The sequence below is a fragment of the Ruegeria sp. CL3 genome, from assembly GCF_056536505.1.
Window position 1 is genome coordinate 154,037 of record NZ_JBQFPT010000006.1, and the last position, 22,547, is coordinate 176,583.

Here is a 22,547-nt window from a genome sequence, read left to right on the forward strand (position 1 = left end):
ATGACCATTGAAGTTCGTGTTCCCACGCTAGGCGAGTCTGTTACCGAAGCCACGGTTGCGACCTGGTTCAAGAAACCTGGTGATGCCGTCGCCGTGGATGAGATGCTCTGTGAGCTTGAAACCGACAAGGTGACGGTCGAAGTCCCCGCCCCCGCCGCTGGCGTCATGGGCGAGATTGTTGCCGCCGAAGGTGAGACCGTGGGCGTTGACGCCCTGCTGGCGACCATCGCCGCAGGCGAAGGCGCAGCCCCTGCTCCGGCCGCAGCAGCGCCCGCCCCTGCGGCCGCTCCGGCAGCGTCGGGTGGCAGTGTTGATGTGATGGTGCCCACGCTGGGTGAATCGGTCACCGAAGCCACCGTCTCGACCTGGTTCAAACAGGTTGGTGACGCGGTCGCGCAGGACGAGATGCTGTGTGAGCTAGAGACCGACAAGGTCTCGGTCGAAGTTCCCGCCCCTGCTGCTGGTGTTCTGGCGGAAATCGTTGCGCCCGAAGGCACAACCGTGGATGCCTCGGCCAAACTGGCCGTGATCTCGGGCTCAGGTGCAGGCGCTGCCCCTGCACCCGCCCCTGCCGCCGCGGCAGCCCCTGCAGCAGCAACCGGTAAGGATGTCGCCAACGCTCCGTCGGCTGAGAAAGCCATGGCCGAGGCCGGTCTGTCCGCCGCTCAGGTCTCTGGCACCGGTCGCGATGGACGCATCATGAAGGAAGACGTGGCCCGCGCCGTGGCAACGGCTGCTGCACCCGCGCCTGCTGCCGCTCCGGCTCCGGCCCCTGCGCCACGCGCGCCTGTGGCCGCCGATGACGCCGCGCGCGAGGAACGGGTCAAGATGACCCGCCTGCGCCAGACCATCGCCAAGCGCCTGAAAGACAGCCAGAACACCGCGGCCATGCTGACCACCTATAACGAGGTGGACATGACCGAGGTGATGGCCCTGCGCAGCCAGTATAAGGATCAGTTTGAGAAGAAACACGGCGTCCGTCTGGGCTTTATGTCTTTCTTCACCAAGGCCTGCTGCCACGCGCTGAAAGAAGTGCCCGAGGTGAACGCCGAGATCGACGGCACCGACATCGTCTACAAGAACTTCGTCCATATGGGTGTCGCCGCTGGTACACCCACAGGTCTGGTGGTGCCGGTCATCCGTGATGCGGACTCGATGTCTTTTGCAGCGATCGAAAAGGCCATCGCCGAGAAAGGCAAACGCGCCCGTGACGGCAAACTGAGCATGGCCGAAATGCAAGGCGGCACCTTCACCATCTCGAACGGTGGTGTATACGGCTCGCTGATGTCCTCGCCGATCCTGAACCCCCCGCAATCGGGTATTCTGGGCATGCACAAGATCCAGGACCGCCCGATGGCGATCAACGGTCAGGTTGTGATCCGTCCGATGATGTATCTGGCGCTGTCTTATGACCACCGGATCGTTGACGGTAAAGGCGCGGTGACCTTCCTTGTCCGCGTGAAAGAGGCGCTGGAAGACCCGCGCCGCCTGCTGATGGATCTGTAATCATGGCAACGCATGTTCTGTGGCAAGCCGATGTTGCCGACTTTGATGCCTGGCTGAAGGTGTTTCGAGAAGACATCGCGATGCGCCAGGCCGCTGGTATCCACGACCTACATGTCTGGCGTGACCCCGATCAAAAGGATCACGCCATCGCCATGTTCGAAGTGGATGACATACAAAAAGCCCGCGCTTTCTTCGACTCGGAAGAGCTGGCCATGCATCTCGAACGCGGTGGGGTCGCCCATATTCAGGTGAAACTTCTGGACCCGGTCTTGCCTTAAAAACTCTGCTGTGTGCGGGACCGCCCTGCACACAGCCCCGCAAATACACGTGAAGCGCGCCTGCTATTGATGTCAGAGAATGCTAACCGACAAACGGACTCTGGTTGAAAAAGGATACTCGTCATGTCTTCCGAACTTTCCATTCTTGCTCTGTACGGCCTTCTGATCGTCGTAGTGGTTTTGCTGAATGTGCTGACAGCCATGTCGCAGGTCGGATTGATGACATTGGGTGGCGCGCGGGACGACATGCCCGCCCTGACCGGTGTTGCGGGCCGGGTCGAACGGGCTCTGACCAATTCGGTCGTCGCCATGGCCCTGTTTGCCCCCGCCGTTCTGATCCTGTCCGCCAAGGACGCCTTCACCTCCGGATCGCTGCTGGCCGCGCAGATTTTTCTGATCGCGCGTGTGGTTTTCGTTCCGATCTACGCCTTCGCAATCCCGGTTCCCTTCCTGCGCACGATCGTGTGGATGGCTGGGTTTCTTGCGACGATCTATCTTTACCTGCTAGCCCTATAGCTTAGTACGCCGCACCAGGATGCGGCCAAGACACACCAAGGAGTGCCCTCAATGTCCAGCTATGACGTCATCGTAATCGGAGCCGGTCCCGGCGGCTATGTCTGTGCCATCCGCTGCGCCCAGCTGGGTCTGAAAACCGCCGTTGTCGAAGGGCGTGAGACGCTGGGCGGTACTTGCCTGAACGTTGGCTGCATCCCGTCCAAGGCGCTGTTACATGCCTCTCACCAACTGCACGAGGCAGAGCATAACTTTGCCAAGATGGGCCTGAAGGGAAAATCTCCGTCCGTCGACTGGAAACAGATGCAGGCCTATAAGGATGAGGTGATCGAGGGCAACACAAAGGGCATCGAGTTCCTCTTCAAGAAGAACAAGATCGACTGGCTGAAAGGCTGGGGGTCGATCCCCGCTGCCGGCAAGGTCAAAGTGGGTGATGAGGTTCATGACACCAAGAACATCATCATCGCATCAGGCTCCGAGCCGTCGGCCCTGCCAGGTGTCGAGGTTGACGAGAAGGTCGTTGTGACCTCAACCGGGGCGCTGTCGCTGGGCAAGATACCGAAAAAGATGGTGGTGATTGGTGCCGGTGTGATCGGTCTGGAACTGGGCTCGGTCTACAGCCGTCTGGGTGCTGAAGTGACGGTGATCGAATTCCTCAAGGAGATCACCCCGGGCATGGACCCCGAGGTGCAGAAGACCTTCCAGCGGATCCTCAAGAAACAGGGCCTGAACTTTGTTATGGGTGCGGCGGTACAAAAGACCGAAGCGTCGAAAACCAAAGCGAAAGTCACCTACAAGCTACTCAAGGATGACAGTGAACATGTGATTGAAGCCGATACCGTCCTGGTCGCCACCGGTCGCAAGCCATACTCGGACGGATTGGGGCTGGATGCGCTGGGTGTCGAGATGACGCCGCGCGGTCAGATCAAGGTCGGCTCGGACTGGCAGACCAACGTGCCGGGCATCTACGCGATCGGCGACGTCACCGAAGGCCCGATGCTGGCCCATAAGGCCGAAGACGAAGGCATGGCCGCCGCCGAGCAGGTCGCAGGCAAGCACGGCCACGTAAACTACGGCGTCATCCCCGGCGTGATCTACACCTGGCCCGAAGTTGCCAATGTGGGTGAAACCGAGGCGACACTGAAAGAACAGGGCCGCGCCTACAAAGTCGGCAAATTCATGTTCATGGGCAATGGCCGGGCCAAGGCCAACTTTGCCTCTGACGGATTCGTCAAGATTCTGGCCGACAAGGAAACCGACCGGATTCTGGGTGCGCATATCATCGGCCCCGCTGCAGGCGATCTGATCCACGAGGTTTGCGTTGCGATGGAATTCGGTGCCTCAGCCGAAGATCTGGCGCTGACCTGTCACGCCCACCCGACCTATTCGGAAGCCGTGCGTGAGGCCGCTCTGGCCTGTGGTGACGGCCCAATTCACAGCTAAAGGTCTCTGACCCCGGCGGCGATCAGCCTGTCGGGGTCAACCAGGCATCCAGATAGGTTTCCAGCCTGTCGGTGAAGGTTGTTGCCGAATGCAACGCGCAGAACCTGAGAGACATGGCCTGAATCGCAAAGGCCTGCACGCCTTCGGCCAAAAGCTCGGACGGCACATCCTTGCGCATCTCGACGGCGTCCAACCACATCATCACCACCCTGAAATACCGCTCAAAGCAATAGGCGATCGGCCCAACATCCGCGATGGCGGTTGCGCCGGAATACCGGATCAGCAGATCAAATACATACCGTTCGGACATCATGAAGCTGTGGACGGGTTCCAAGGCAGCGATAAGCTGCTTTACGGTTTTGGGTTGTGGCTCTGCCTCGGCCTGATCCAGACACGCATTCAATCTGTCCGCGATCAGGATCTCCATTAACGCGTCCTTGTCGCGGAAATGCGCAAAGAAGGTGCCCTTAGCGACACCGGCCGTTTGCACCACCTCTTCCACCCGAAGGCCCTCATACCCGCTTTTCTGAATCAACTCTTCCGATACCGCCATCAGGCGGGCGCGGGTTTTCAACGTGCGTTTCTGAACTGTCTTTTGCATGAGGTCAGATTGCATGTTTTTTGACCGTGGTCAAATTTTATATTGACCGTGGTCATTTTTATCTCCTATAAACTGACCACGGTCATTTTTTAGGAGATATCCCATGCACGCCAAGAAAATCCTGATTCTCGACGGACACCCTGCCGAAAGCAGCCTGTCCCGTACTTTTGCGAAAACCTACGGCGACGCTGCGAGCCAGAACGGTCATGACGTCCGCCTGATCCATCTGAGCGACCTTCAGTTCGATCTCGATTTTGGACAGGGCAACTATCACGAGTTCAAACCCCTCGAACCCGAGCTAGAGCAGCTGTTGCAGGATTTCGAATGGAGCGATCATCTGGTCATGACAGCGCCCATGTGGTGGGGTGGCCTGCCCGCAAAGCTGAAGGGCCTGATCGATCGCATGTTCATCCCAGGGCGAACGTTTGATACGCGAAACACCACCAAGCTGGGCTTTCCCGCCCCGATGCTGACCGGTCGCACCGCGCGCGTCATTCTGACTTCGGACACACCTGGCTGGTTCATGCGCCTGATCTACCGTCAAGCACTGATCCGGCAAGTCCGCGATCAGATACTCGGCTTTGTCGGCTTCAAGCCAACGCGGTTTACATATTTCGCAGGGGCCAGTGAGCCAAAGCCGGGAAGCGTCGATCGCTGGATATCAAAGGTCGCCAGAATTGGCGCAGAGGCTATCTAGGAGCCGTGCCTACCACATCGTCTTTGCGGCGCGCGCGCGCCATTGGGAGTCGTATTGCGCGCCGCCTTCCTCACCGGATGAGGCTTCTGCAAGGATCTCGCCAACCGTGGGCAATCCTTCGCTTTGATCGCCGCTGGTCCATGTACCAGCCCGCATCAAGGCCCGGGCGCATTGGGTGTAGATCTCGGCAATCTGGATAACAATCACGGTGGCCGGTTGCTTGCCTTGCTTGTCGAACTGCGCCCTCAACCCTTGATCCGCAGATACCCGTGCCGTCCCGTTCAGGCGAACCACAGTGTTGGAGCCGGGCACGATAAACAACACCGAAACCCTCGGATCGCGCACGATATTGCGCAACGAATCCAGACGGTTGTTCCCCCGCCAATCCGGCATGGCCAGCGTATTGGGATCAAGCTCCAAAACAACGGGCCCATCATCTCCACGCGGGCTGCCATCGACGCCTTCGGGGCCAACGGTACTTAGAATACATAGGCGCGAGGCCATGATCCATTGCCTGTAGAGCGGCGTCAGGCTGTGCGCGACCTTACGCAATGACGGCGCAGCGGGCGTGCGATAGAGTGCCTCTAGGCTCGGGATGTCTTCAATGAACTCCATCCGGATCAAACCCCACTTCTTTCATCAAAGCGTCTGAGCGTGTCTCGATCACATCTTCCAAACGGCTCAGAAACGCGTCCCGTTCGACGCCCGGTTCAATCGGGTCGAGGAAATCGACAATCGCCAGCCCCGGTTTGCGCAAGATACCAGTGCGCGGCCAGAATACGCCGGCATTGGTCGCAACCGGCACACACGGAAAGCCCAGCCCGCTGTACAGGATCGCCGTACCGACCTTGTAGGGCTTGGAAACACCGGGCGCGACACGGGTGCCCTGAGGGTAAATCACCAGCTGGCCGGGTTCGGCGAACTCTTTGGCGACGTCTTTGACCATTTTGGCCACTGCCGCACCCTTCTTGCCGCGATTGACCGGGATGCAGCCCAAACGACGCGCATACATTCCGATGACCGGGGTCCAGAGAAGCTCTCGTTTCATGATAAATTTACCATGCGGGATGGCGTCGAAGATCATGATGATATCAAGGAAAGACTGGTGCTTGGCCCCGATGACAACCTCGCCAGTGGGCACCGTGCCACGCACCTCGCACCTTATGCCAACCATCCATCGCGCCAACCACATCGTGCTGCGCGCGTAAGTTTTGCAAGCCCGCAATGCGCCCTGTTTCGTGAAGATCGCATATGGCAGATAGACGATTCCAAGGATCAGCATCCAAACGTAGATCACAATCATGAAGATCAGGGAACGGATCCATTGAAAGCTCTGTGACATCAGGAAAGCTCCTTCAACTTGCGGCGGGCGGCGGTCCAGGTGGCGAAGAAGGCAACCACAGCGCCCAGAACGGGGATCAGCAAAGGCAGCACCCAGCCAAGCCCCTGAAACCCTACTCCGGTCAGAAATCCGCCCTCGTCCGTGGGGTCGGGCAAGAGCAGAACGCCCGTCATCCCCAACATCGTTCCGACAAATGCGCCAAAGAAGGCGCGGTAGGTAAAGCGGCGGACAAATGCGCCTGCGATGAACCGATCCCGCGCGCCCACCTGCCGCAGCACTGCGATGATGCTGGCATTCGCAGCAAGCGAGGCGTTGGCCGCCAGCGTAATCATGGCTGCTGTCGCGCCTCCGATCAGCAGGATCGAGACCCAGCCCAGCCGTCGCAGGGACATCGCCGCATCCACCAAGGGTTCACGCCAACGGGTGTGGTCATCCAGAACCGCTCCGGGCACTTCGGCGCCCAATCGCAGACGGAGACCCGCCGTGTCCAGACCCGGCTCACCTTCAACGATTTCAATCAGTTGCGGGATGGGTAGTGTCTCAATCGGCAGGTCCGGCCCAAACCATGGTGAAAGCAGCGCGGCCTGTTCCTCGGCCGTCAGCGCGCGGGCCGAGGCGACGCCGGGTGTCTGGCCAAGAACGGTCAGCGCAGTTTCCGTCTGCGCCGCCATCTGCTCGGCCGGGGCGTTGATACGCAAGGTGGCAGCCCCCGCCAGCTCCGAGGCCCAACGGTCTGCAATCCGGCCCGAGGCCAGTGACAGCGCCAGGGCAAACACCGCCAGAAACGCCATTGCACCCGAAACAAACAGGGTCAGATGCGCGGTATACCCGGTCGGAGGGACAACGCGATCCGCGCGCGTATCCCGGCGCAGCAGGTTGCGGATGTCGCTATTGCTCATAGGTCCGCTCCGGCCAGATGCAGTTTGCGCTGCGAGATGCGCAACACACGAGCCTGAACTTGGCTTTTGGCCGCGCGGATCAAACTCAGGTCGTGGGTGGCAATCAGGACGGTCTTGCCCATGCGGTTCAGCTCGATCAGCAGGCGCAGCAGCCGTTGCGACATCTCCCAATCGACATTGCCGGTCGGCTCATCCGCCAGCACCACGTCGGGCGACAGGATCACGGCCCGCGCCAGAGCCGCGCGTTGACGTTCGCCGCCCGACAGTTCAGGCGGATGGGCGTCAAGCCGGGCCCCTAGCCCAACCCAGGACAAAAGCTCGGTCAGGTTGTCCTGCTCTTCCGACTCGGCGCGGCCCGACACCATCAATGGCAGGGCAACGTTTTCAGCCAGCGTCATGTGATCCAGAAACTGGCAATCCTGATGCACAACCCCGACCCGACGCCGCAGTAGGGCCATCTGATCCCGATCCAGACGCGCGATATCTTCGTCAAACACGCTCAACCGACCCGAGGTCGGCAACAACGCGCCATAGCACAGCTTCAGCAACGTGGTTTTACCCGCGCCGGAAGGTCCGGTTAGGAAATGGAACGAGCCGGGCTGCAATTTAACCGAGACATCGCTCAGCAATGCGCCGTCGCCATAGGTATAGCTGACATTTTCCAGCTCGATCACAGGTGTCCCCAGTTCTTTTGCCGATCTTCTTGCCCGAGCTTGCCTGCGGTTTCAATGCCTGCACCGAGTCCAATTGGCGACACTTGCCCCGTGAAACCGAAAACGCCCTTTGCTGTTGGGTCTTAACGGAATATCATCCCTGAAAAAACTACTATCGGGCCGAACGTCAGGCCGGGGAGGCAGTATGAGACTTACATGTCCGAATTGCGGCGCTCAGTACGAAGTGCCGGACGAGGTTATCCCCGAAGAGGGGCGCGATGTGCAGTGCTCCGCCTGTGACCAGACGTGGTTTCAGCCCAAGCACCCCGAAGACGCAGCACCCACTACCGACGCGCCTGAAGCCACCGCCGAGCCGGACGCTAAGCCAGAGCCGACCCCTGAACCCGACACAAAAGTTGAGGTTGTTGATGAACCGCCGTCCGATACTGGCAAAACCGGCAATGTCGACCCGGCCGTTGCGAGCATTCTGAAGGAAGAGGCCGCGCGTGAGGCGGAGCTGCGCTCTCAAGAAGGCAGCAGCCTTGAGACGCAACCAGATCTGGCGCTGGAGGATTCTGTCGAACCCGAGTTTCAGATCAAGCACCCAACTGCGACCGAGACCGCCGAGGATGCGGGTCAAAAGGATGAGCTTCCTGACGTTGAGACCATCAATTCAGGCATGATGAGCGATGAGGGCAACGACACGCCCCCGGCCAAACAATCCCGTGGCTTCGTGCGCGGTTTTGCCGTGATGCTGATCATCGGCGTGATCCTCTATTTGATCTACGGCAATGCGCAACAAATCAGCGAGGCCGTGCCGCAAGCAGATCCGGTGCTGGACTCCTACGTCTCTTTGATTGATCAGGCCCGTATCTGGCTTGAGACGCAGGCCGGGGCAGGCGCGCCGCAGGAATAATGCGTTCGGGTTTTACCTTAGTCATAAAGTGACACGAATGTCCCGATAACGCTGAAAGCGTGGCAGGGTATTTGTGTCTCAGGTTTAAGCCGAAACGATATAGCGGCTCAGAACCGTTCCAACAGACGCTTGAGGTATTCCAGCTCGATCTCGGGCCGGTCGGTTTCTCCGGTCCGACGGCGGATTTCGTCCAGCAACTCACGCGCGCGGCGGTAAACGTCTTCACCCTGCAACAGGTTGTCATCGGTGGAGATCGACCCGGCCGCACCGGGATTTCGGCCCAGCGGGTCGCGGCTGTTGGCTTGCGCCTCACCTTCCTCGGTGCCTTGTCCGGATTGGTTCTGTTGGTTCTGCGCCATGGCCTCACCCAAGGACCGCATGCCTTCGCGTAGGGCCTCCATAGCTTCGGACTGACGGTCGATCGCTTCGGCCAGATCATTGCCGCGCAGCGCCTCCTCCGCCTCTTCCATGGCACCTTCTGCGCGGCCCAACGCATCGCGCGCCGCGTCGCCTTCGGGGGTGCCTGCACCGGGCAAACCCTGTTGCTGTCGATTCAGTTCCTGCCGCAGGGCCTGCTGCCGATCCGCCAAAGACCCCTCACCCGGTTGGCCTTCGCCCGCCTGATCCGAACCCTGACCCTGGCCGCCCTGACCCTCGTGGCTTTCACCACGGCCCTGACCGCCATTGCGGCCTTCATTACCCTGATTTTCTCCGGCCTGAGCGCCGGGGTTGAACTGTTCCTGCAAATCGCGGAACGCCTGATCACTTAAACCTTGCTGTTCGCGCAGGGTCTCGGCCAAGCCTTCCATGGCCTGTTGCCCTTCGGATTGACCACCCTGCCCTTGGCCTTGTGTGACGCGCATGTTCTCCATCATCTGCTGGAACTCTTCCAGCGCCTGCTGCGCCTCAGCCATGCGGCCCTGTTCCATCAATTCCTGAATGCGATCCATCATGGCCTGCAGATCGTCCTGCGTCATCTGCATGCTTTCGCCGTTCTGACCGGACTGGCGCTCATCACTGTCGCCGTTTTCCTGTGCAAGACGCTGCAACTGGTTCAGGTAGTCCTGCGTGGCCTCGCGCAGTTCTTGCATCAGCTCGGCGATTTCCTCATCGCTGGCACCATTTTGCATCGCCTCAGTGAGGCGCTCCTGCGCCCGGCGCATCCGCTCCAGCGCATCTGCCAGAGTGCCCTCTTCGATCAAAACCGCCAGATCCCAAAGGGCCTGCGCGATCTCGGCCTGTTGTTTGTCTTTCAAACCGTAGTCGTTGAAGGCCTCCAACCGCCGCAGAGTGACCCGCAGGCGCAGATAGGCGGTATCGGAGCGAAACAGTTCCTCGGGCCGATGCGACACTGCCCGCAGCACCTGCGCCACACGCGGCGCATTGGTCCGCGACCAGAGCAGATCTCGGCGCTGTTCGATCACCGCAGCCGCCAGAGGATCAAAGAACCGGCGCGCTGGCAGATCCGTAAAATATGGTTCGGAGGTGCTTTCCTGATCCGAGGCGTCGCGCGCCATCAACGTAATACGAACCGGCAGATGCGCCCATGGGTGCTGCGAGAAATCCTCGATCAGATCCTCGGTGAAATCCGCGCGGTCTCCGGTGATCGGCATCGGCAATTCAACCTCGATCACCTCGCGTGGTTCCGGGTCCGCCGTCAGACCATAGCGACGATCAACCGAGGCCATGTCCAATTCGATCACCGCCGAGCCAGAGACGATCCCGTAGTCATCCGAGGCCGCAAAGGGCAGCTTCATCTGACCACCTGCCTCGGCCTCGGCCTTGTCGGCAACCGCAATGCTGGGCGGGGTGTCGGGGATGACATCCAACATCCAATCCCGCCCGGCAGGGCCGTCAATACGCATCTGGCCTGAGCGGGAGACGGTGAAATCCTGCTCTGTTTCGGTCGCGGCCTCGGCACCTAGGGGAGAGCTCGTTTCGGTCAGGCTATGCGCACCGACCTCGCCATAAAAACGCAGAGTAACGCGACTGCCTTGCGGGATCGACAGCGTGGGGCCGGTCTGATCGGCCAGATAGAGCGTCGGCAGTCCGGTATAACGCGGAGGCTCAACCCAGCCTTCCCATGTTGGCCCTTGTCCTGCCACCGCAGTTCCAGGGGCCATCTCGGCCACCGAACCGATCCGCCAGAACGATCCGAACAGGGCCGCGACCACCAGCGCCAGCAAAGCCGCGTAGCGCAAGGCATAAGGATCGCGCGAGGCCAGCCGGAGGTCGGGTTTGGCAACGCGCGCCTGCGCCGCGCGGTCCGCCATCCGCGCCTTGTGCGCCTGCCAGAGGGCAACCGAATCCGCATCCCCTGCGCCAATCGCCTGATCATCCATCAATGCCTGAATCGGACGCCCGGGCAGGGTTTCATCCAATCGGGCCAGCGCTTCGGCTCGTGATGGCAGGTGGATTTGCCGAATCCCCCAGATCGCGCTGACCAGCAGCGCAATAGTTACGACGACCGCTGCGCCCCAAACGATCTCGACCCGCACAAGATCGTGCAGACCCAGCATCAACGCGGCCAAAACAGCCATTAAAACCGAGAAAAACGGCCAAAACGCGCGCAACACCTGCTCGGCCAGCAATCCGGCATGTGTCATCCACACGGACAGGCGGGGTACGGGCAGGTTTGGTTTGTCGCTCAAAGCGGGCCTCCAGGATTGGCCCGCGCGCCTACCGCGTCAGAGCCACTCAGGTATGGTATCGCGGTTTATGATTTCGTCAAAGCTTGGGCGTTCACGAATTACGGCAAATTGATCCCCATGCACCAAAACCTCGGGGATCAGCGGGCGCGTGTTGTATTCGCTGGCCATCACCGCGCCATAGGCACCGGCGCTGCGGAAAGCGATCAGATCACCCGGTGCAAGCGGTGGCATGTAGCGTTGCTTGGCAAAGGTATCGCCGGATTCGCAAACCGGGCCCACGATGTCATAGGGCTGTTGTTCGACCCCCGCTGTTGGTTCCTGTACCGCAACGATATCGTGATGCGCCTCATACATGGCCGGGCGGATCAGATCGTTCATCGCTCCGTCAAGGATGAGAAAATCTCGCCCTTCGCCGGATTTCACATAGATCACCTTGCTGACCATCAGACCGGCATTGCCCGCAATCAGGCGACCGGGTTCGATTTCTATCTCACAGCCCAGATGGCCCAAAGTCTTCTTGATCAGCGCGCCATATTCCAACGGTAAAGGCGGCGCGTCGTTCGAGCGGGTGTAAGGAATGCCAAGCCCACCGCCCAGATCGAGGCGGCGAATGTTGTGGCCCTCTGCGCGCAACTGCTCGGTCAGTTCGGCGACCTTGGTATAGGCCAGCTCAAACGGCTCAAGCTCGGTCAGTTGCGAGCCGATATGGACGTCGATGCCGATCACCTCCAACCCCGGCAGAGCGGCCGCGTGGGCATAGACCTCCGACGCGCGCGAGATCGGGATGCCGAACTTGTTCTCGGACTTGCCGGTTGCGATTTTGGCATGGGTCTTGGCGTCCACATCCGGGTTCACTCGAACGGTGATCGGCGCAACCACGCCCAGCTCCGTCGCTACCGCGTTGATCACTTCCATCTCGGGCTCGGATTCGACGTTGAACTGGCGGAGACCACCGGTCAGCGCTGTGCGAATCTCATCCGCCGTCTTGCCAACACCCGAAAAAACGATCTTGTCGCCCGGTACACCGGCGGCCTTGGCCCGAAGGTATTCCCCGCCCGAGACCACATCCATCCCGGCGCCCGCTTGCGCCAGCGTCTTCAGGATCGCCTGATTGCTGGCGGCCTTCATCGCATAGCAGACAAGGTGATCAGTGCCTTCAAGCGCGTCATCGAACAGCTTGAAATGCCGCAATAGGGTCGCAGTCGAATAGACATAGAACGGGGTTCCGACCGCGGCTGCGATTTCGGAGATTGGGACATCCTCGGCGAAAAGCGCGCCGTCGCGGTAGAGAAAGTGATCCATAGAAGCGCGATTAGACCAAAACCGCCCTATGGATCAATGGATTCGCACTGAAACGATACGCTGCAGGGCGTTCAAAAATCGTTCGACACGCCGACACGCGCGTAGCCGGACACTGAGACTCCGGTTGAATTGGGCTCTTTTTGCGGCGCCGGCCGTTGGCTGGAGGTCGGCTCGCAAGCCGCAAGCGCGACGAGCGCCAGAAGAAATCCGAAAATTCGCATGAGATCAGTCTCTGAGTACTAGAAAGAAGGGCCGCGCCTTGGCGTGCCAGACCCTACTTGGGTGTTTTGCCCGGAATTACAACGAGATCAGCGATTAAACGCCCAGATAGAGGCCAAAGCCCCCGCGGCGGAAGCCGATACCTCCGCCCACATGCGTTCCGCTCGAGCCGACGCCAACACCCACGCTTGCCGTTGGCTGAACCGGCTCACCATCCGCGCCACATCCGGCCAGCGCGAACCCAGCCGCTACAATCACCGCTATGCGTAGAACTGTCATCACACCAGCGCCTTCCATCGCTCAACCTGCGCCCGCACCTGATCGGGGGCGGTGCCACCATAGGATTGGCGCGAGTTTACCGAGTTTTGGACAGTAAGAACAGAATAGACGTCATCGGTGATATCCGCATGGAGCGACTGCATGTCTTCCAAGGTCAGATCAGGCAGGTCGCAGCCCTTGTTTTCAGCCATCGCCACCAGCGAACCGGTGACATGATGGGCATCGCGGAACGGCAGACCCAGAACCCGTACAAGCCAATCGGCCAAATCGGTCGCGGTTGAGAAACCCGACCCAGCCGCTGCGGCAAGGCTGTCGCGGTTGGCAGTCATGTCCTTGACCATGCCCTCCATCGCCGCCAGAGCCAGCATCCAGTTGTCGGCGGCGTCAAAGACCTGCTCTTTGTCTTCCTGCATGTCCTTGGAATAGGCCAGCGGCAGGCCTTTCATCACCATCATCAGCGCGGTGTTCGCGCCATAGATGCGGCCGACTTTGGCGCGGATCAGCTCTGCCGCGTCTGGGTTTTTCTTCTGCGGCATGATCGAGGACCCGGTCGAGAACCGATCCGAGAGCGTCACAAACCGGAACTGGGCCGAGGACCAGATCACCAGCTCTTCGGCAAAGCGCGACAGGTGGACGGCGCAGATCGAGGCAGTGGACAGGAACTCCAACGCGAAGTCGCGGTCGCTGACGGCATCCAGCGAGTTCGCGGCGGGGCGGTCAAAGCCCAGCGCTTCGGCCGTCATATGGCGGTCAATGGGGAAGGAGGTTCCCGCCAGCGCAGCGGCACCAAGGGGGGATTCGTTCATCCGGGCGCGCGCATCGCGTACACGGCTGAGATCGCGGCCAAACATCTCGACATAGGCCATCATGTGGTGGCCCCATGTCACTGGCTGTGCGGTTTGCAGGTGGGTAAAGCCCGGCATGACCCAATCCGCCCCCGCCTCGGCCTGCGCCAAAAGCGCGCGGATGAGGGCCAGTAGGCCGGTTTCTGCCGCGTCCAACTGGTCACGTACCCAAAGTTTGAAATCGGTTGCCACCTGATCATTGCGCGACCGACCCGTGTGCAGACGGCCTGCGGGTTCACCGATCACCTCTTTCAGGCGTGCTTCGACGTTCATGTGGATGTCTTCCAGCGCGGTCGAGAACTGAAATTCTCCCTTCTGGATTTCTGACAAGACTGTGAGTAGCCCTTCCCGAATGGCCTGCGCGTCACTATCACTAATAACGCCTGTCGCCGCCAGCATAGCGGCATGGGCGCGCGAGCCTGCGATGTCTTGGGCTGCCATCCGCTGATCGAACCCGATCGAGGCATTGATTGCCTCCATGATCGCGTCTGGACCGGCGGCAAAGCGGCCGCCCCACATCTGGTTCGAGGATTGATCGGTCATGTAAGAAAACCCGGAGTTGATATGCGCCTATTTCGTCTGATCCCCCTTTATATGGCCCTTGCGCTGGGTGCAAATGCCGCTTTGGCGACCGATGCCGAAACGCTGGGCCCCTTGCGTGAAGACAGCCTGAAACGACTGATCCTGCATAAAGAACCTAAGCCGGTGACGCCGGTTGACTTCCAACTGGAAGATGATGGCGGCACGGCCTCACTTGCGGACTACAAGGGCAAATACGTCCTGCTTAACTTCTGGGCCACCTGGTGCGCGCCCTGCCGCAAGGAAATGCCCCAGATCGCCGAGCTACAGGACGAATTCGGAGGCGACAAGTTCGAGGTTCTAACCCTTGCAACCGGGCGAAACTCGCCTGCCGGGATCAAGAAGTTCTTCGAAGAAAACGGCATCGACAACCTGCCCCGCCATCAGGACCCCTCGCAAGCTGTGGCGCGTGAGATGGGTGTCATCGGTCTGCCGATCACGGTCATCATCGACCCGGACGGCAATGAAATCGCCCGCCTGATCGGCGATGCCGAATGGAACTCGGATAGCGCGAAGGCGATCATTTCGACTCTGGTCGAGGCCAACAGCTAAGCTGACGCAACGCCACCTTTGACAGCCCATCCTCCGATCCGCACTCTGTGCGCAGGAGGATGGAATGCCACTGGAAATTCTGTTGGTGCTTGTGGTCGGCGGGATCGCCGGGGTTACTCTGTTGCTGCATCTGACCGGCAGATCGAAGCGGTGCGTTCTGTCTCCTGAAACCGCGCGCGATCAATGGGTCCGGCATTTCCCGGAAGACACCGTCATTGACGTCACGGTTGCCCATGATCGCCTTGCAGCGCTGGTACGGACGGAAAAAGGGCCGGGTCTCCTCTGGTCCTTTGGGGCGGATACTGTGGCGCAGCGTCTGCTGGACTATGACTTGCTGGATCGCACCGACGGGTTCGAGATACTGTTCCACGATTTCGGCACCCCCAAAGCCATCATCCATCTGGATGAGTTTGAGCGCCCCCACTGGCGCAACCTGATGGAGCCCGCATGACCGATCAGATCACCTTTCCCGACGCCGTCCAATGGGCCGTCCCGTTCTTCATCGCCGCCATTCTGGCCGAGTTCGTCTGGATCGCCGTCAAAGGTCGCGGCGGGAGGTATGAGACGCGCGATGCGGTGACCTCTCTGATCATGGGGGCGGGCAATATTGCGTCGGGGTTCCTTCTGGGGTTTATCGCCTATGGGTTCTTCATGTGGCTGTGGCGGATCACGCCGCTCGATCTGGGTACGTCGATCCCGATCATCATCCTGTGCTTTGTGCTGGATGACCTGCGGTACTACTGGGTGCATAGGTTTGGCCACCGTATCCGCTGGGTCTGGGCCAGCCATGTGAACCATCACAGCTCGCAGCACTACAACCTGACCACCGCGCTGCGGCAGACATGGACCTATACGTTTACCTTCATGATGGTGGTGCGCGCGCCGCTGATCCTGCTGGGCTTTCACCCGGCGATGGTGCTGTTCGTGGGCGGCATCAACCTGATCTACCAGTTTTGGATTCACACAGAAGCCATCGGCAAAATGCCCCGTTGGTTCGAAGCGGTGATGAACACCCCCAGCCATCACCGGGCGCATCACGGCCGCAACGCGCGCTATCTGGATTGCAACTATGCTGGCGTTTTCATCATTTGGGACAAGATGTTCGGCACTTTTGTCCCCGAGCAAGAGAACGACCGCGTCGACTACGGGCTGGTTCACAACATCGCCACCTTCAACCCGCTGCGCGTCGCCTTTCACGAATGGGTCGGCATCTGGCGCGATGCGACCCAACCGAGGCTGACGCTGAAGCAACGCCTCGCCTATTGTTTTGCCCCGCCCGGCTATAGCCATGATGGAAGCCGGGACAGCTCAGCGCAAATCAAGGCAAAGCATCTGGCCCGCCACCCTGAAGATCTCGGAACGCCCGGATTCGAGCAGACTCGCGAAAACCTGCCTAATTCCGCAGCAAAACAGGCCTGATCCCGGCGCGACACCACGCCGCTTTGGTTGAAATCCGGCCCGATCGGTCCATATGGAGCGTCAGGCGTGACGTAATCAGTGACCGGAGGCCGGAATGACCCGAGTGACAACCGTATCGACCACAGTCGGACTGCTAGGTGTGCTTCTGGCCATGTTCGCCGCCATCGCAACGGCAGCATCAGCGCTTGTCCTGATCGGGTTCTCCATGATGATCCTGGGCGTTATGGGCGCGGTGTTCGGCGCAGCGGCCTCCCTCAGCCATGCGTGGCAATCTGCGCGCTAAACGTCACCTGCATTAACCACAGATTCATCTGTTTCCTGCGACACTGCAACCGAAGAGCCATTCGGGATCAGCGCGCATGCGGGACAAGACAGGTGCAGAGTCAGGGGAAGGGCCGGACAGCCCTTTGACCTCGGCAATTTCCGGTCGGGATCAATCCGTATTGCAGATGGCGTCGGATGCGGTTCGGCACAAACAATGCAAACTGGCCTTTCAGCCGGTGATGCAGGCACAGGCCCCTCATAACATTGCCTTCTACGAAGGGCTGATCCGCGTGCTGGATGAAACCGGGCGGGTTATCCCTGCACGGGAATTCATGCCTCAGGTGGAAAACACGCCCATCGGGCGCGAGTTGGATTGCATCGCGCTTGAGATGGGGTTGCAGACACTGGTCAGGAACCCTCAGATCCGGCTTTCGATCAACATGTCGGCGCGCTCGATCGGGTATTCGCACTGGTCACGTATTCTGGATCGCTTTCTCAAACGGGATAGCAATCTGGGCGAACGACTGATTTTGGAGATATCCGAGAAATCGGCGATGCAGGTGCCCGAACTGGTGATCGACCTAATGGACAGGTTGCAGGAGCGTGGTATTGCCTTTGCTCTGGATGACTTCGGCGCAAGCAATTTCTGCTTTCGGCATTTCCGCGAATTCTTATTTGATGCCGCCAAGATCGACGGTCAGTTCATTCGTGGCATCAGCACCGACCCCGACAACCAGGCCCTCGTCCGCGCGTTAATCGCAGTCGCGCGCGAGTTCGAAATTCTGGTCATAGCCGAATCAGTCGAAAATCCGCAAGACGCAGCTTTTCTGAGCGCAAGCGGTGTCGACTGCATGCAGGGTTTCCTGTTTGGCGCGCCGTCGCTGTCGCCGCTGTGGAATGCAGAAAGAAATTCCAAAACAGGGACTTAGTTGACCCACCGGCGCGCGAACACTTGCCTGATTGCCGCCTGAGGCAAGCTGTCCGTTGCTGCAAGTGCAGCATTGCGCTATTGCAGAAGTCACTAGAGGGGGGAGAAATTGGCGCTCTGGTACGGGCAGAGGAGGCCCTCTGCTGTCCGCGTCGTCACATTTCCCACTGGACCACGACGGTAAAGGACAAATTATATGACCAATGTAGTAATCGCATCCGCCGCACGTACAGGTGTGGGCAGCTTTGGCGGCTCGTTTGCCAATACCCCCGCACATGATCTGGGCGCTGCCGTCCTTGAAGCCGTCGTCGAACGCGCCGGCGTCGACAAAGGCGAAGTCAGCGAAACCATCATGGGTCAGGTCCTGACCGCCGCTCAGGGCCAGAACCCCGCCCGTCAGGCGCATATCAACGCCGGTCTGCCGCAGGAAAGCGCCGCCTGGGGCATCAATCAGGTTTGTGGCTCTGGCCTGCGCGCTGTTGCGCTGGGTGCGCAGCACATCCAACTGGGCGATGCGGATATCGTCACCGCTGGTGGCCAAGAAAACATGACCCTGTCTCCCCACGCCGCTGCCCTGCGCGCGGGTCATAAGATGGGCGACATGAAATACATCGACACTATGATCCGCGACGGTCTGTGGGATGCGTTCAACGGCTATCACATGGGCCAAACCGCCGAGAACGTCGCCGAGAAATGGCAGATCAGCCGCGACATGCAGGACGAATTCGCCGTTGCCTCGCAAAACAAAGCTGAGGCTGCGCAAAACGCAGGCAAATTCGCGGATGAGATCGTTCCGTTCACCATCAAAACCCGCAAGGGCGACATCGTGATGGACAAGGACGAATACATCCGTCACGGCGCAACAATGGAAGCAATGGCCAAACTGCGCCCGGCCTTCACCAAAGACGGCTCGGTCACTGCGGCAAACGCCTCGGGCCTGAACGACGGCGCGGCGGCGACCCTGCTGATGTCGGCTGAGAACGCCGAAAAGCGCGGGATTGAACCTCTGGCCCGTATCGCATCCTACGCGACTGCCGGTCTTGACCCGTCGATCATGGGTGTTGGCCCGATCTATGCCTCGCGTAAAGCGTTGGAGAAAGCAGGTTGGTCGGTTGACGATCTGGATCTGGTCGAAGCCAACGAAGCCTTCGCCGCGCAAGCCTGCGCCGTGAACAAGGACATGGGTTGGGACCCGTCGATCGTGAACGTGAACGGTGGCGCGATTGCCATTGGCCACCCGATCGGAGCATCCGGTTGCCGTGTTCTGAACACGCTGCTTTTCGAAATGAAGCGCCGTGATGCCAAGAAGGGTCTGGCCACCCTCTGCATTGGTGGCGGCATGGGTGTCGCCCTCTGCGTGGAGCGCGACTAAGTGCGTTGACATCTAAATAGAAAAGGGCGTCCACTGGACGCCCTTTTTTGTTACAATCAAGCTTTACACAACCGCTGCGACAATATCGCCAGACAGAAAGACAAGATCGAACACGAAACGATATTGCGCAAGATTCTCTCTCAGAGTAACAGAATTACCAAGACGACCAAAATTGGAGGAGTCATCCATGGCACGTACAGCACTCGTAACCGGCGGTTCTCGCGGCATCGGCGCAGCAATTTCCAAGGCGCTCAAGGCCGAAGGATACAATGTTGCCGCCACCTATGCGGGGAATGACGAAGCCGCAGCGAAATTCACCGAGGAAACCGGCATCGCCACCTACAAGTGGAACGTGGCCGACTATGACGAATCCAAAGCGGGCATCGAAAAGGTCGAGGCCGAAGTCGGCCCCATCGACATCGTCGTAGCTAATGCGGGCATCACGCGCGACGCGCCCTTCCACAAGATGACGCCTGAACAGTGGCATCAAGTCATCGACACCAACCTGACCGGCGTGTTCAACACCGTGCACCCCGTCTGGTCCGGCATGCGCGAACGCAAGTTTGGCCGCGTTATCGTCATCAGCTCGATCAACGGCCAGAAAGGCCAGTTTGCCCAAGTAAACTATGCAGCCACCAAAGCGGGTGATCTGGGTATCGTGAAATCGCTGGCGCAGGAAGGCGCGCGTGCCGGTATCACCGCAAATGCGATCTGCCCCGGCTACATCGCCACCGAAATGGTTATGGCCGTGCCTGAGAAGGTCCGCGAGTCGATTATCGGCCAGATTCCGGCCGGTCGCTTGGGTGAGCCTGAGGAAATCGCGCGCTGCGTCGCCTTCCTGGCATCGGACGATTCACAGTTCATCAATGGGTCGACCATCTCGGCCAACGGCGCTCAGTTCTTCGTCTGATTTCAGCGCACTGAACGAAAACGGGCCGGTCCTTTTGGACCGGCCCTTCTTTATCCCGTAAGTCCGCGCGCGCTGCGGTCAGCGGGAACCAAACACCCATCCCAGAACTTTGTGAACAAGCTTGCTGCGCTCTTCATGGGCACGACGAATTGCAATCTGGACAGACGGGTTTGTTGACATCTCGATCATGGCGGATCCCCTTTGCTAAAGCTGAACTTGACTTGCCCTAAACATGACCCTTGATTGAAAAAGGCACAAACGAGAGTTTTCAAGCATTCAGATAAGTATTACTTAAGTGACATGAGTGATCGCCTTCCCCCTCTCACCGCTTTGCGCGCCTTTGACGCTGCCGCGCGGCACATGTCCTTTGCCAAAGCCGCAGAAGAGTTGAACGTCACGCCCGCGGCGCTGTCCTTCCAGATCAAGTCGCTTGAGGACCATTTGGGCCATCCGCTGTTTCGCCGCCTGAATCGCGCGGTCGAGCTAACCGAGGCGGGAAAAGCGCTCGCCCCAGGGGCTGCCGAGGGGTTTGCGTCGCTCAAAGCCGCGTGGGCCGCAACACGCAGACTGCAGGACAACACGACCCTCACCGTGACGGCCGGACCAGCGCTGACCGCCAAATGGCTAGCTCCGCGCCTTTACGATTTTGCCCGCGCACATCCCGAAATTGACCTGAGATTTTCGGCCACCCTGCGCAATATGGACCTTGAGAGGGATGACGTGGATGTCGCGATCCGGTTTGGCTACGGCGGGGATGATGGCCTCTATTGCCTGCCGGTTCGCAAGGAATGGCTGACCCCTGTTATGACGCCCGAACTGGCCGCCGAGTTCACAACGCCCGAAAGCCTGCGTGACGCGCCACTGATTCATGACGATTCGATTGCGTTTCTAAAACCTCCAGCGGATTGGCCGACGTGGTTCCGCGCTGTTGGCGTCGAGTTCACGCCGACCCACGGGGCGCATTTTTCCAACGCAGACCACGCGATTGACGCGGCCGTCGCTGGAGTGGGCGTGGCCTTGGGGCGACGAGCGATGATCATCAAGGACATGATGGAAGGGCGGCTGGTCGCGCCGTTTAAAACCGCGATCGAGACCAAAGGCCGCTTTCGCTTTCTCTGCCTGCCCGGAGCGGAAAACCGGCCTCAGGTCGCAGCATTTCGCGATTGGTTTGTTGCGGAGATTGAAAAAACCGCTCATATCTCGGATGAATTCACCATCGTTCCTGTAGAAGACGTCTCATCCACATGACCAGACAACGCGCCACCGCCATCGGCTTCATTGCGGTTTTGCTTTGGGCGCTGCTGGCACTATTCACAGTCGGGTCAACCCCAACACCGCCGCTGCTGCTGAATGCAATCTGCTTCAGTATCGGCGGTACTTTGGGGCTTGTCTGGACGTGGCGATCGGGTGGATTGTCCCAGCTGAGCCGCATCAGCTGGAAAGTCTACGCCTTTGGAACGGTGGGCTTGTTCGGCTACCACGCTTTGTACTTCTCGGCCCTGCGGATGGCCCCGGCGGCGGAGGCAGGGCTGATCGCCTATCTCTGGCCACTGCTCATCGTTCTGTTCTCGGGCCTGTTGCCCGGAGAAAATCTACGCGCTGGCCACCTGATCGGGGCGTGCTTGGGCTTTGCCGGGGCTGCGCTGATCATCACCGGAGGCGGCAGCGCCGGGTTTCAAGCCGACAACTTGCCGGGTTATGCGCTTGCATTCCTATGTGCATTGACATGGTCGGGCTATTCCGTGTTGTCGCGGAAACTGGGTGAAACGCCAACAAGCTCGGTCGCTGTGTTCTGCGTGTTCACGGCGATCGCCTCATGGGGCCTGCATTTCGCGCTTGAGGCACCGGTCTGGCCGGACACCACACTCAGCTGGATATCGACACTGGCCCTTGGTCTGGGGCCGGTCGGTCTGGCGTTCTATGTCTGGGATATCGGGGTCAAACAGGGCGATATTCAGATGCTGGGCACCAGCTCTTACGCGGCACCTTTACTGTCTACCGTGGTTCTGGTCCTTGCCGGGATCGCCATGCCGACATGGACATTGGCGATCGCGGCGGTCTTGATCACCGGCGGGGCCGTGGTTGCGGCGCGCGCCAGTCTTAAAGGTTAAGTCGATAAGCGCTCGATCTCTTCCTTCAGCCTTAGCTTCTGTTTCTTTAGCTGGGCGATATGAAGATCATCAATGCCTGGCGCGCGTTGAGCTTGTTCCACTTCGAGACCGAGAGATTCGTGCTTTTTCTTCAGTTCCGTCAGATGTGCGCTCACGCTCATGGCGATCCTCCTTGTTTACGTGTCTATATGTCACGTAAGAAGTTGAGCATATCGTTTCCAGCCTGTCACGCCGCAGACGCGAAGAAAAAGTGATAAATCCGGCAAAT

Annotated in this window: 25 protein-coding genes; 15 read left to right on the forward strand and 10 right to left on the reverse strand. The window is 59.6% G+C overall.

Translation table 11 applies throughout. The features are described from left to right. The 4 genes from odhB (at window position 1) to lpdA (ending at window position 3,740) form a co-directional block, all read left to right on the forward strand. Window positions 1–1,506 (forward strand): 2-oxoglutarate dehydrogenase complex dihydrolipoyllysine-residue succinyltransferase, encoded by a 1,506-nt coding sequence (gene odhB, locus ACR0NO_RS10775; RefSeq protein ID WP_480723934.1) that lies wholly within the window; start codon window positions 1–3, stop codon window positions 1,504–1,506. Window positions 1,507–1,508: 2 nt separating this feature from the next. Beyond that, window positions 1,509–1,784 carry a hypothetical protein gene (locus ACR0NO_RS10780; protein ID WP_170469015.1) on the forward strand — a complete coding sequence of 92 codons (276 nt, stop codon included), beginning with the start codon at window positions 1,509–1,511 and terminating at the stop codon, window positions 1,782–1,784. A 123-nt stretch (window positions 1,785–1,907) separates the two neighbouring features. Further along, a complete protein-coding gene (locus tag ACR0NO_RS10785; RefSeq protein ID WP_170666823.1) occupies window positions 1,908–2,300 on the forward strand; it encodes an MAPEG family protein in 393 nt (130 codons plus the stop codon). 51 nt (window positions 2,301–2,351) lie between these two features. Next, window positions 2,352–3,740 carry a dihydrolipoyl dehydrogenase gene (lpdA, locus tag ACR0NO_RS10790; protein WP_170469018.1) on the forward strand — a complete coding sequence of 463 codons (1,389 nt, stop codon included), beginning with the start codon at window positions 2,352–2,354 and terminating at the stop codon, window positions 3,738–3,740. Window positions 3,741–3,762: 22 nt separating this feature from the next. Here lpdA and ACR0NO_RS10795 read toward each other — a convergent pair whose 3' ends face one another. Further along, complete coding sequence (locus tag ACR0NO_RS10795; protein ID WP_480723935.1) at window positions 3,763–4,341, reverse strand: TetR/AcrR family transcriptional regulator; 579 nt, start codon at window positions 4,339–4,341, stop codon at window positions 3,763–3,765. A 103-nt stretch (window positions 4,342–4,444) separates the two neighbouring features. Between ACR0NO_RS10795 and ACR0NO_RS10800 the strand changes: the two genes are divergently transcribed. Beyond that, window positions 4,445–5,038, forward strand: a complete 594-nt coding sequence (locus tag ACR0NO_RS10800; RefSeq protein WP_480723936.1) for an NAD(P)H-dependent oxidoreductase — start codon at window positions 4,445–4,447, stop codon at window positions 5,036–5,038. A 9-nt stretch (window positions 5,039–5,047) separates the two neighbouring features. On the opposite strand, the gene ACR0NO_RS10805 is transcribed toward ACR0NO_RS10800, so the two are convergent. Genes ACR0NO_RS10805 through ACR0NO_RS10820 form a run of 4 tightly spaced genes read right to left on the reverse strand, consistent with a single transcriptional unit; the run spans window position 5,048 to window position 7,953 of the window. After that, complete coding sequence (locus ACR0NO_RS10805) at window positions 5,048–5,653, reverse strand: pyridoxamine 5'-phosphate oxidase family protein (protein ID WP_480723937.1); 606 nt, start codon at window positions 5,651–5,653, stop codon at window positions 5,048–5,050. Next, a complete protein-coding gene (locus tag ACR0NO_RS10810; RefSeq protein ID WP_480527379.1) occupies window positions 5,640–6,380 on the reverse strand; it encodes a lysophospholipid acyltransferase family protein in 741 nt (246 codons plus the stop codon). Before ACR0NO_RS10810 ends, ACR0NO_RS10805 begins: the two co-directional genes overlap by 14 nt. Then, window positions 6,380–7,279: a cell division protein FtsX gene (locus ACR0NO_RS10815; protein WP_480723938.1), complete on the reverse strand. Its 900-nt coding sequence runs from the start codon at window positions 7,277–7,279 to the stop codon at window positions 6,380–6,382. Before ACR0NO_RS10815 ends, ACR0NO_RS10810 begins: the two co-directional genes overlap by 1 nt. After that, window positions 7,276–7,953 (reverse strand): ATP-binding cassette domain-containing protein, encoded by a 678-nt coding sequence (locus ACR0NO_RS10820; RefSeq protein WP_170490977.1) that lies wholly within the window; start codon window positions 7,951–7,953, stop codon window positions 7,276–7,278. The genes ACR0NO_RS10815 and ACR0NO_RS10820 overlap by 4 nt, the downstream gene beginning before the upstream one ends. Window positions 7,954–8,137: 184 nt before the next feature. Between ACR0NO_RS10820 and ACR0NO_RS10825 the strand changes: the two genes are divergently transcribed. Continuing rightward, window positions 8,138–8,848 (forward strand): zinc-ribbon domain-containing protein, encoded by a 711-nt coding sequence (locus ACR0NO_RS10825; RefSeq protein WP_480723939.1) that lies wholly within the window; start codon window positions 8,138–8,140, stop codon window positions 8,846–8,848. A 107-nt stretch (window positions 8,849–8,955) separates the two neighbouring features. On the opposite strand, the gene ACR0NO_RS10830 is transcribed toward ACR0NO_RS10825, so the two are convergent. From ACR0NO_RS10830 to argH, 4 genes are all read right to left on the reverse strand, one after another. Then, window positions 8,956–11,499 (reverse strand): TIGR02302 family protein, encoded by a 2,544-nt coding sequence (locus ACR0NO_RS10830; RefSeq protein WP_480723940.1) that lies wholly within the window; start codon window positions 11,497–11,499, stop codon window positions 8,956–8,958. A gap of 36 nt (window positions 11,500–11,535) precedes the next feature. Further along, complete coding sequence (lysA, locus tag ACR0NO_RS10835) at window positions 11,536–12,801, reverse strand: diaminopimelate decarboxylase (protein ID WP_480723941.1); 1,266 nt, start codon at window positions 12,799–12,801, stop codon at window positions 11,536–11,538. Between the two features lie 315 nt (window positions 12,802–13,116). Beyond that, on the reverse strand, window positions 13,117–13,299 hold the full coding sequence (locus ACR0NO_RS10840; protein ID WP_170469036.1) for an argininosuccinate lyase: 183 nt from the start codon (window positions 13,297–13,299) through the stop codon (window positions 13,117–13,119). Further along, window positions 13,299–14,687 (reverse strand): argininosuccinate lyase, encoded by a 1,389-nt coding sequence (argH, locus tag ACR0NO_RS10845; protein ID WP_480723942.1) that lies wholly within the window; start codon window positions 14,685–14,687, stop codon window positions 13,299–13,301. Before argH ends, ACR0NO_RS10840 begins: the two co-directional genes overlap by 1 nt. A gap of 21 nt (window positions 14,688–14,708) precedes the next feature. Here argH and ACR0NO_RS10850 point away from each other — a divergent pair, with 21 nt between their 5' ends. The 9 genes from ACR0NO_RS10850 to yddG all read left to right on the forward strand — a co-directional run bounded on the left by ACR0NO_RS10850 (window position 14,709) and on the right by yddG (window position 22,279). Next, complete coding sequence (locus ACR0NO_RS10850; protein WP_170462648.1) at window positions 14,709–15,275, forward strand: TlpA disulfide reductase family protein; 567 nt, start codon at window positions 14,709–14,711, stop codon at window positions 15,273–15,275. 64 nt (window positions 15,276–15,339) lie between these two features. Then, complete coding sequence (locus tag ACR0NO_RS10855) at window positions 15,340–15,726, forward strand: hypothetical protein (protein ID WP_480723943.1); 387 nt, start codon at window positions 15,340–15,342, stop codon at window positions 15,724–15,726. After that, on the forward strand, window positions 15,723–16,694 hold the full coding sequence (locus ACR0NO_RS10860; protein WP_480723944.1) for a sterol desaturase family protein: 972 nt from the start codon (window positions 15,723–15,725) through the stop codon (window positions 16,692–16,694). Before ACR0NO_RS10855 ends, ACR0NO_RS10860 begins: the two co-directional genes overlap by 4 nt. Window positions 16,695–16,788: 94 nt before the next feature. Beyond that, complete coding sequence (locus ACR0NO_RS10865; protein WP_170639893.1) at window positions 16,789–16,977, forward strand: hypothetical protein; 189 nt, start codon at window positions 16,789–16,791, stop codon at window positions 16,975–16,977. Between the two features lie 76 nt (window positions 16,978–17,053). Further along, complete coding sequence (locus tag ACR0NO_RS10870) at window positions 17,054–17,887, forward strand: EAL domain-containing protein (protein WP_480723945.1); 834 nt, start codon at window positions 17,054–17,056, stop codon at window positions 17,885–17,887. A gap of 195 nt (window positions 17,888–18,082) precedes the next feature. Beyond that, entirely contained in the window at window positions 18,083–19,258 is a 1,176-nt protein-coding gene (locus tag ACR0NO_RS10875; RefSeq protein WP_480723946.1) for an acetyl-CoA C-acetyltransferase, read from the forward strand. Between the two features lie 187 nt (window positions 19,259–19,445). Then, on the forward strand, window positions 19,446–20,168 hold the full coding sequence (gene phbB, locus ACR0NO_RS10880; protein ID WP_039523022.1) for an acetoacetyl-CoA reductase: 723 nt from the start codon (window positions 19,446–19,448) through the stop codon (window positions 20,166–20,168). Between the two features lie 300 nt (window positions 20,169–20,468). After that, a complete protein-coding gene (locus tag ACR0NO_RS10885) occupies window positions 20,469–21,416 on the forward strand; it encodes a transcriptional regulator GcvA (RefSeq protein ID WP_170767125.1) in 948 nt (315 codons plus the stop codon). Next, on the forward strand, window positions 21,413–22,279 hold the full coding sequence (yddG, locus tag ACR0NO_RS10890; RefSeq protein ID WP_480723947.1) for an aromatic amino acid exporter YddG: 867 nt from the start codon (window positions 21,413–21,415) through the stop codon (window positions 22,277–22,279). Before ACR0NO_RS10885 ends, yddG begins: the two co-directional genes overlap by 4 nt. Here the strand turns inward: yddG and ACR0NO_RS10895 are convergent. After that, the gene (locus ACR0NO_RS10895) at window positions 22,276–22,440 is read right to left on the reverse strand and encodes a YdcH family protein (RefSeq protein ID WP_170379030.1); all 165 of its coding nucleotides are present in this window, start codon (window positions 22,438–22,440) and stop codon (window positions 22,276–22,278) included. The genes yddG and ACR0NO_RS10895 overlap by 4 nt on opposite strands. Window positions 22,441–22,547 lie beyond the last annotated feature (107 nt).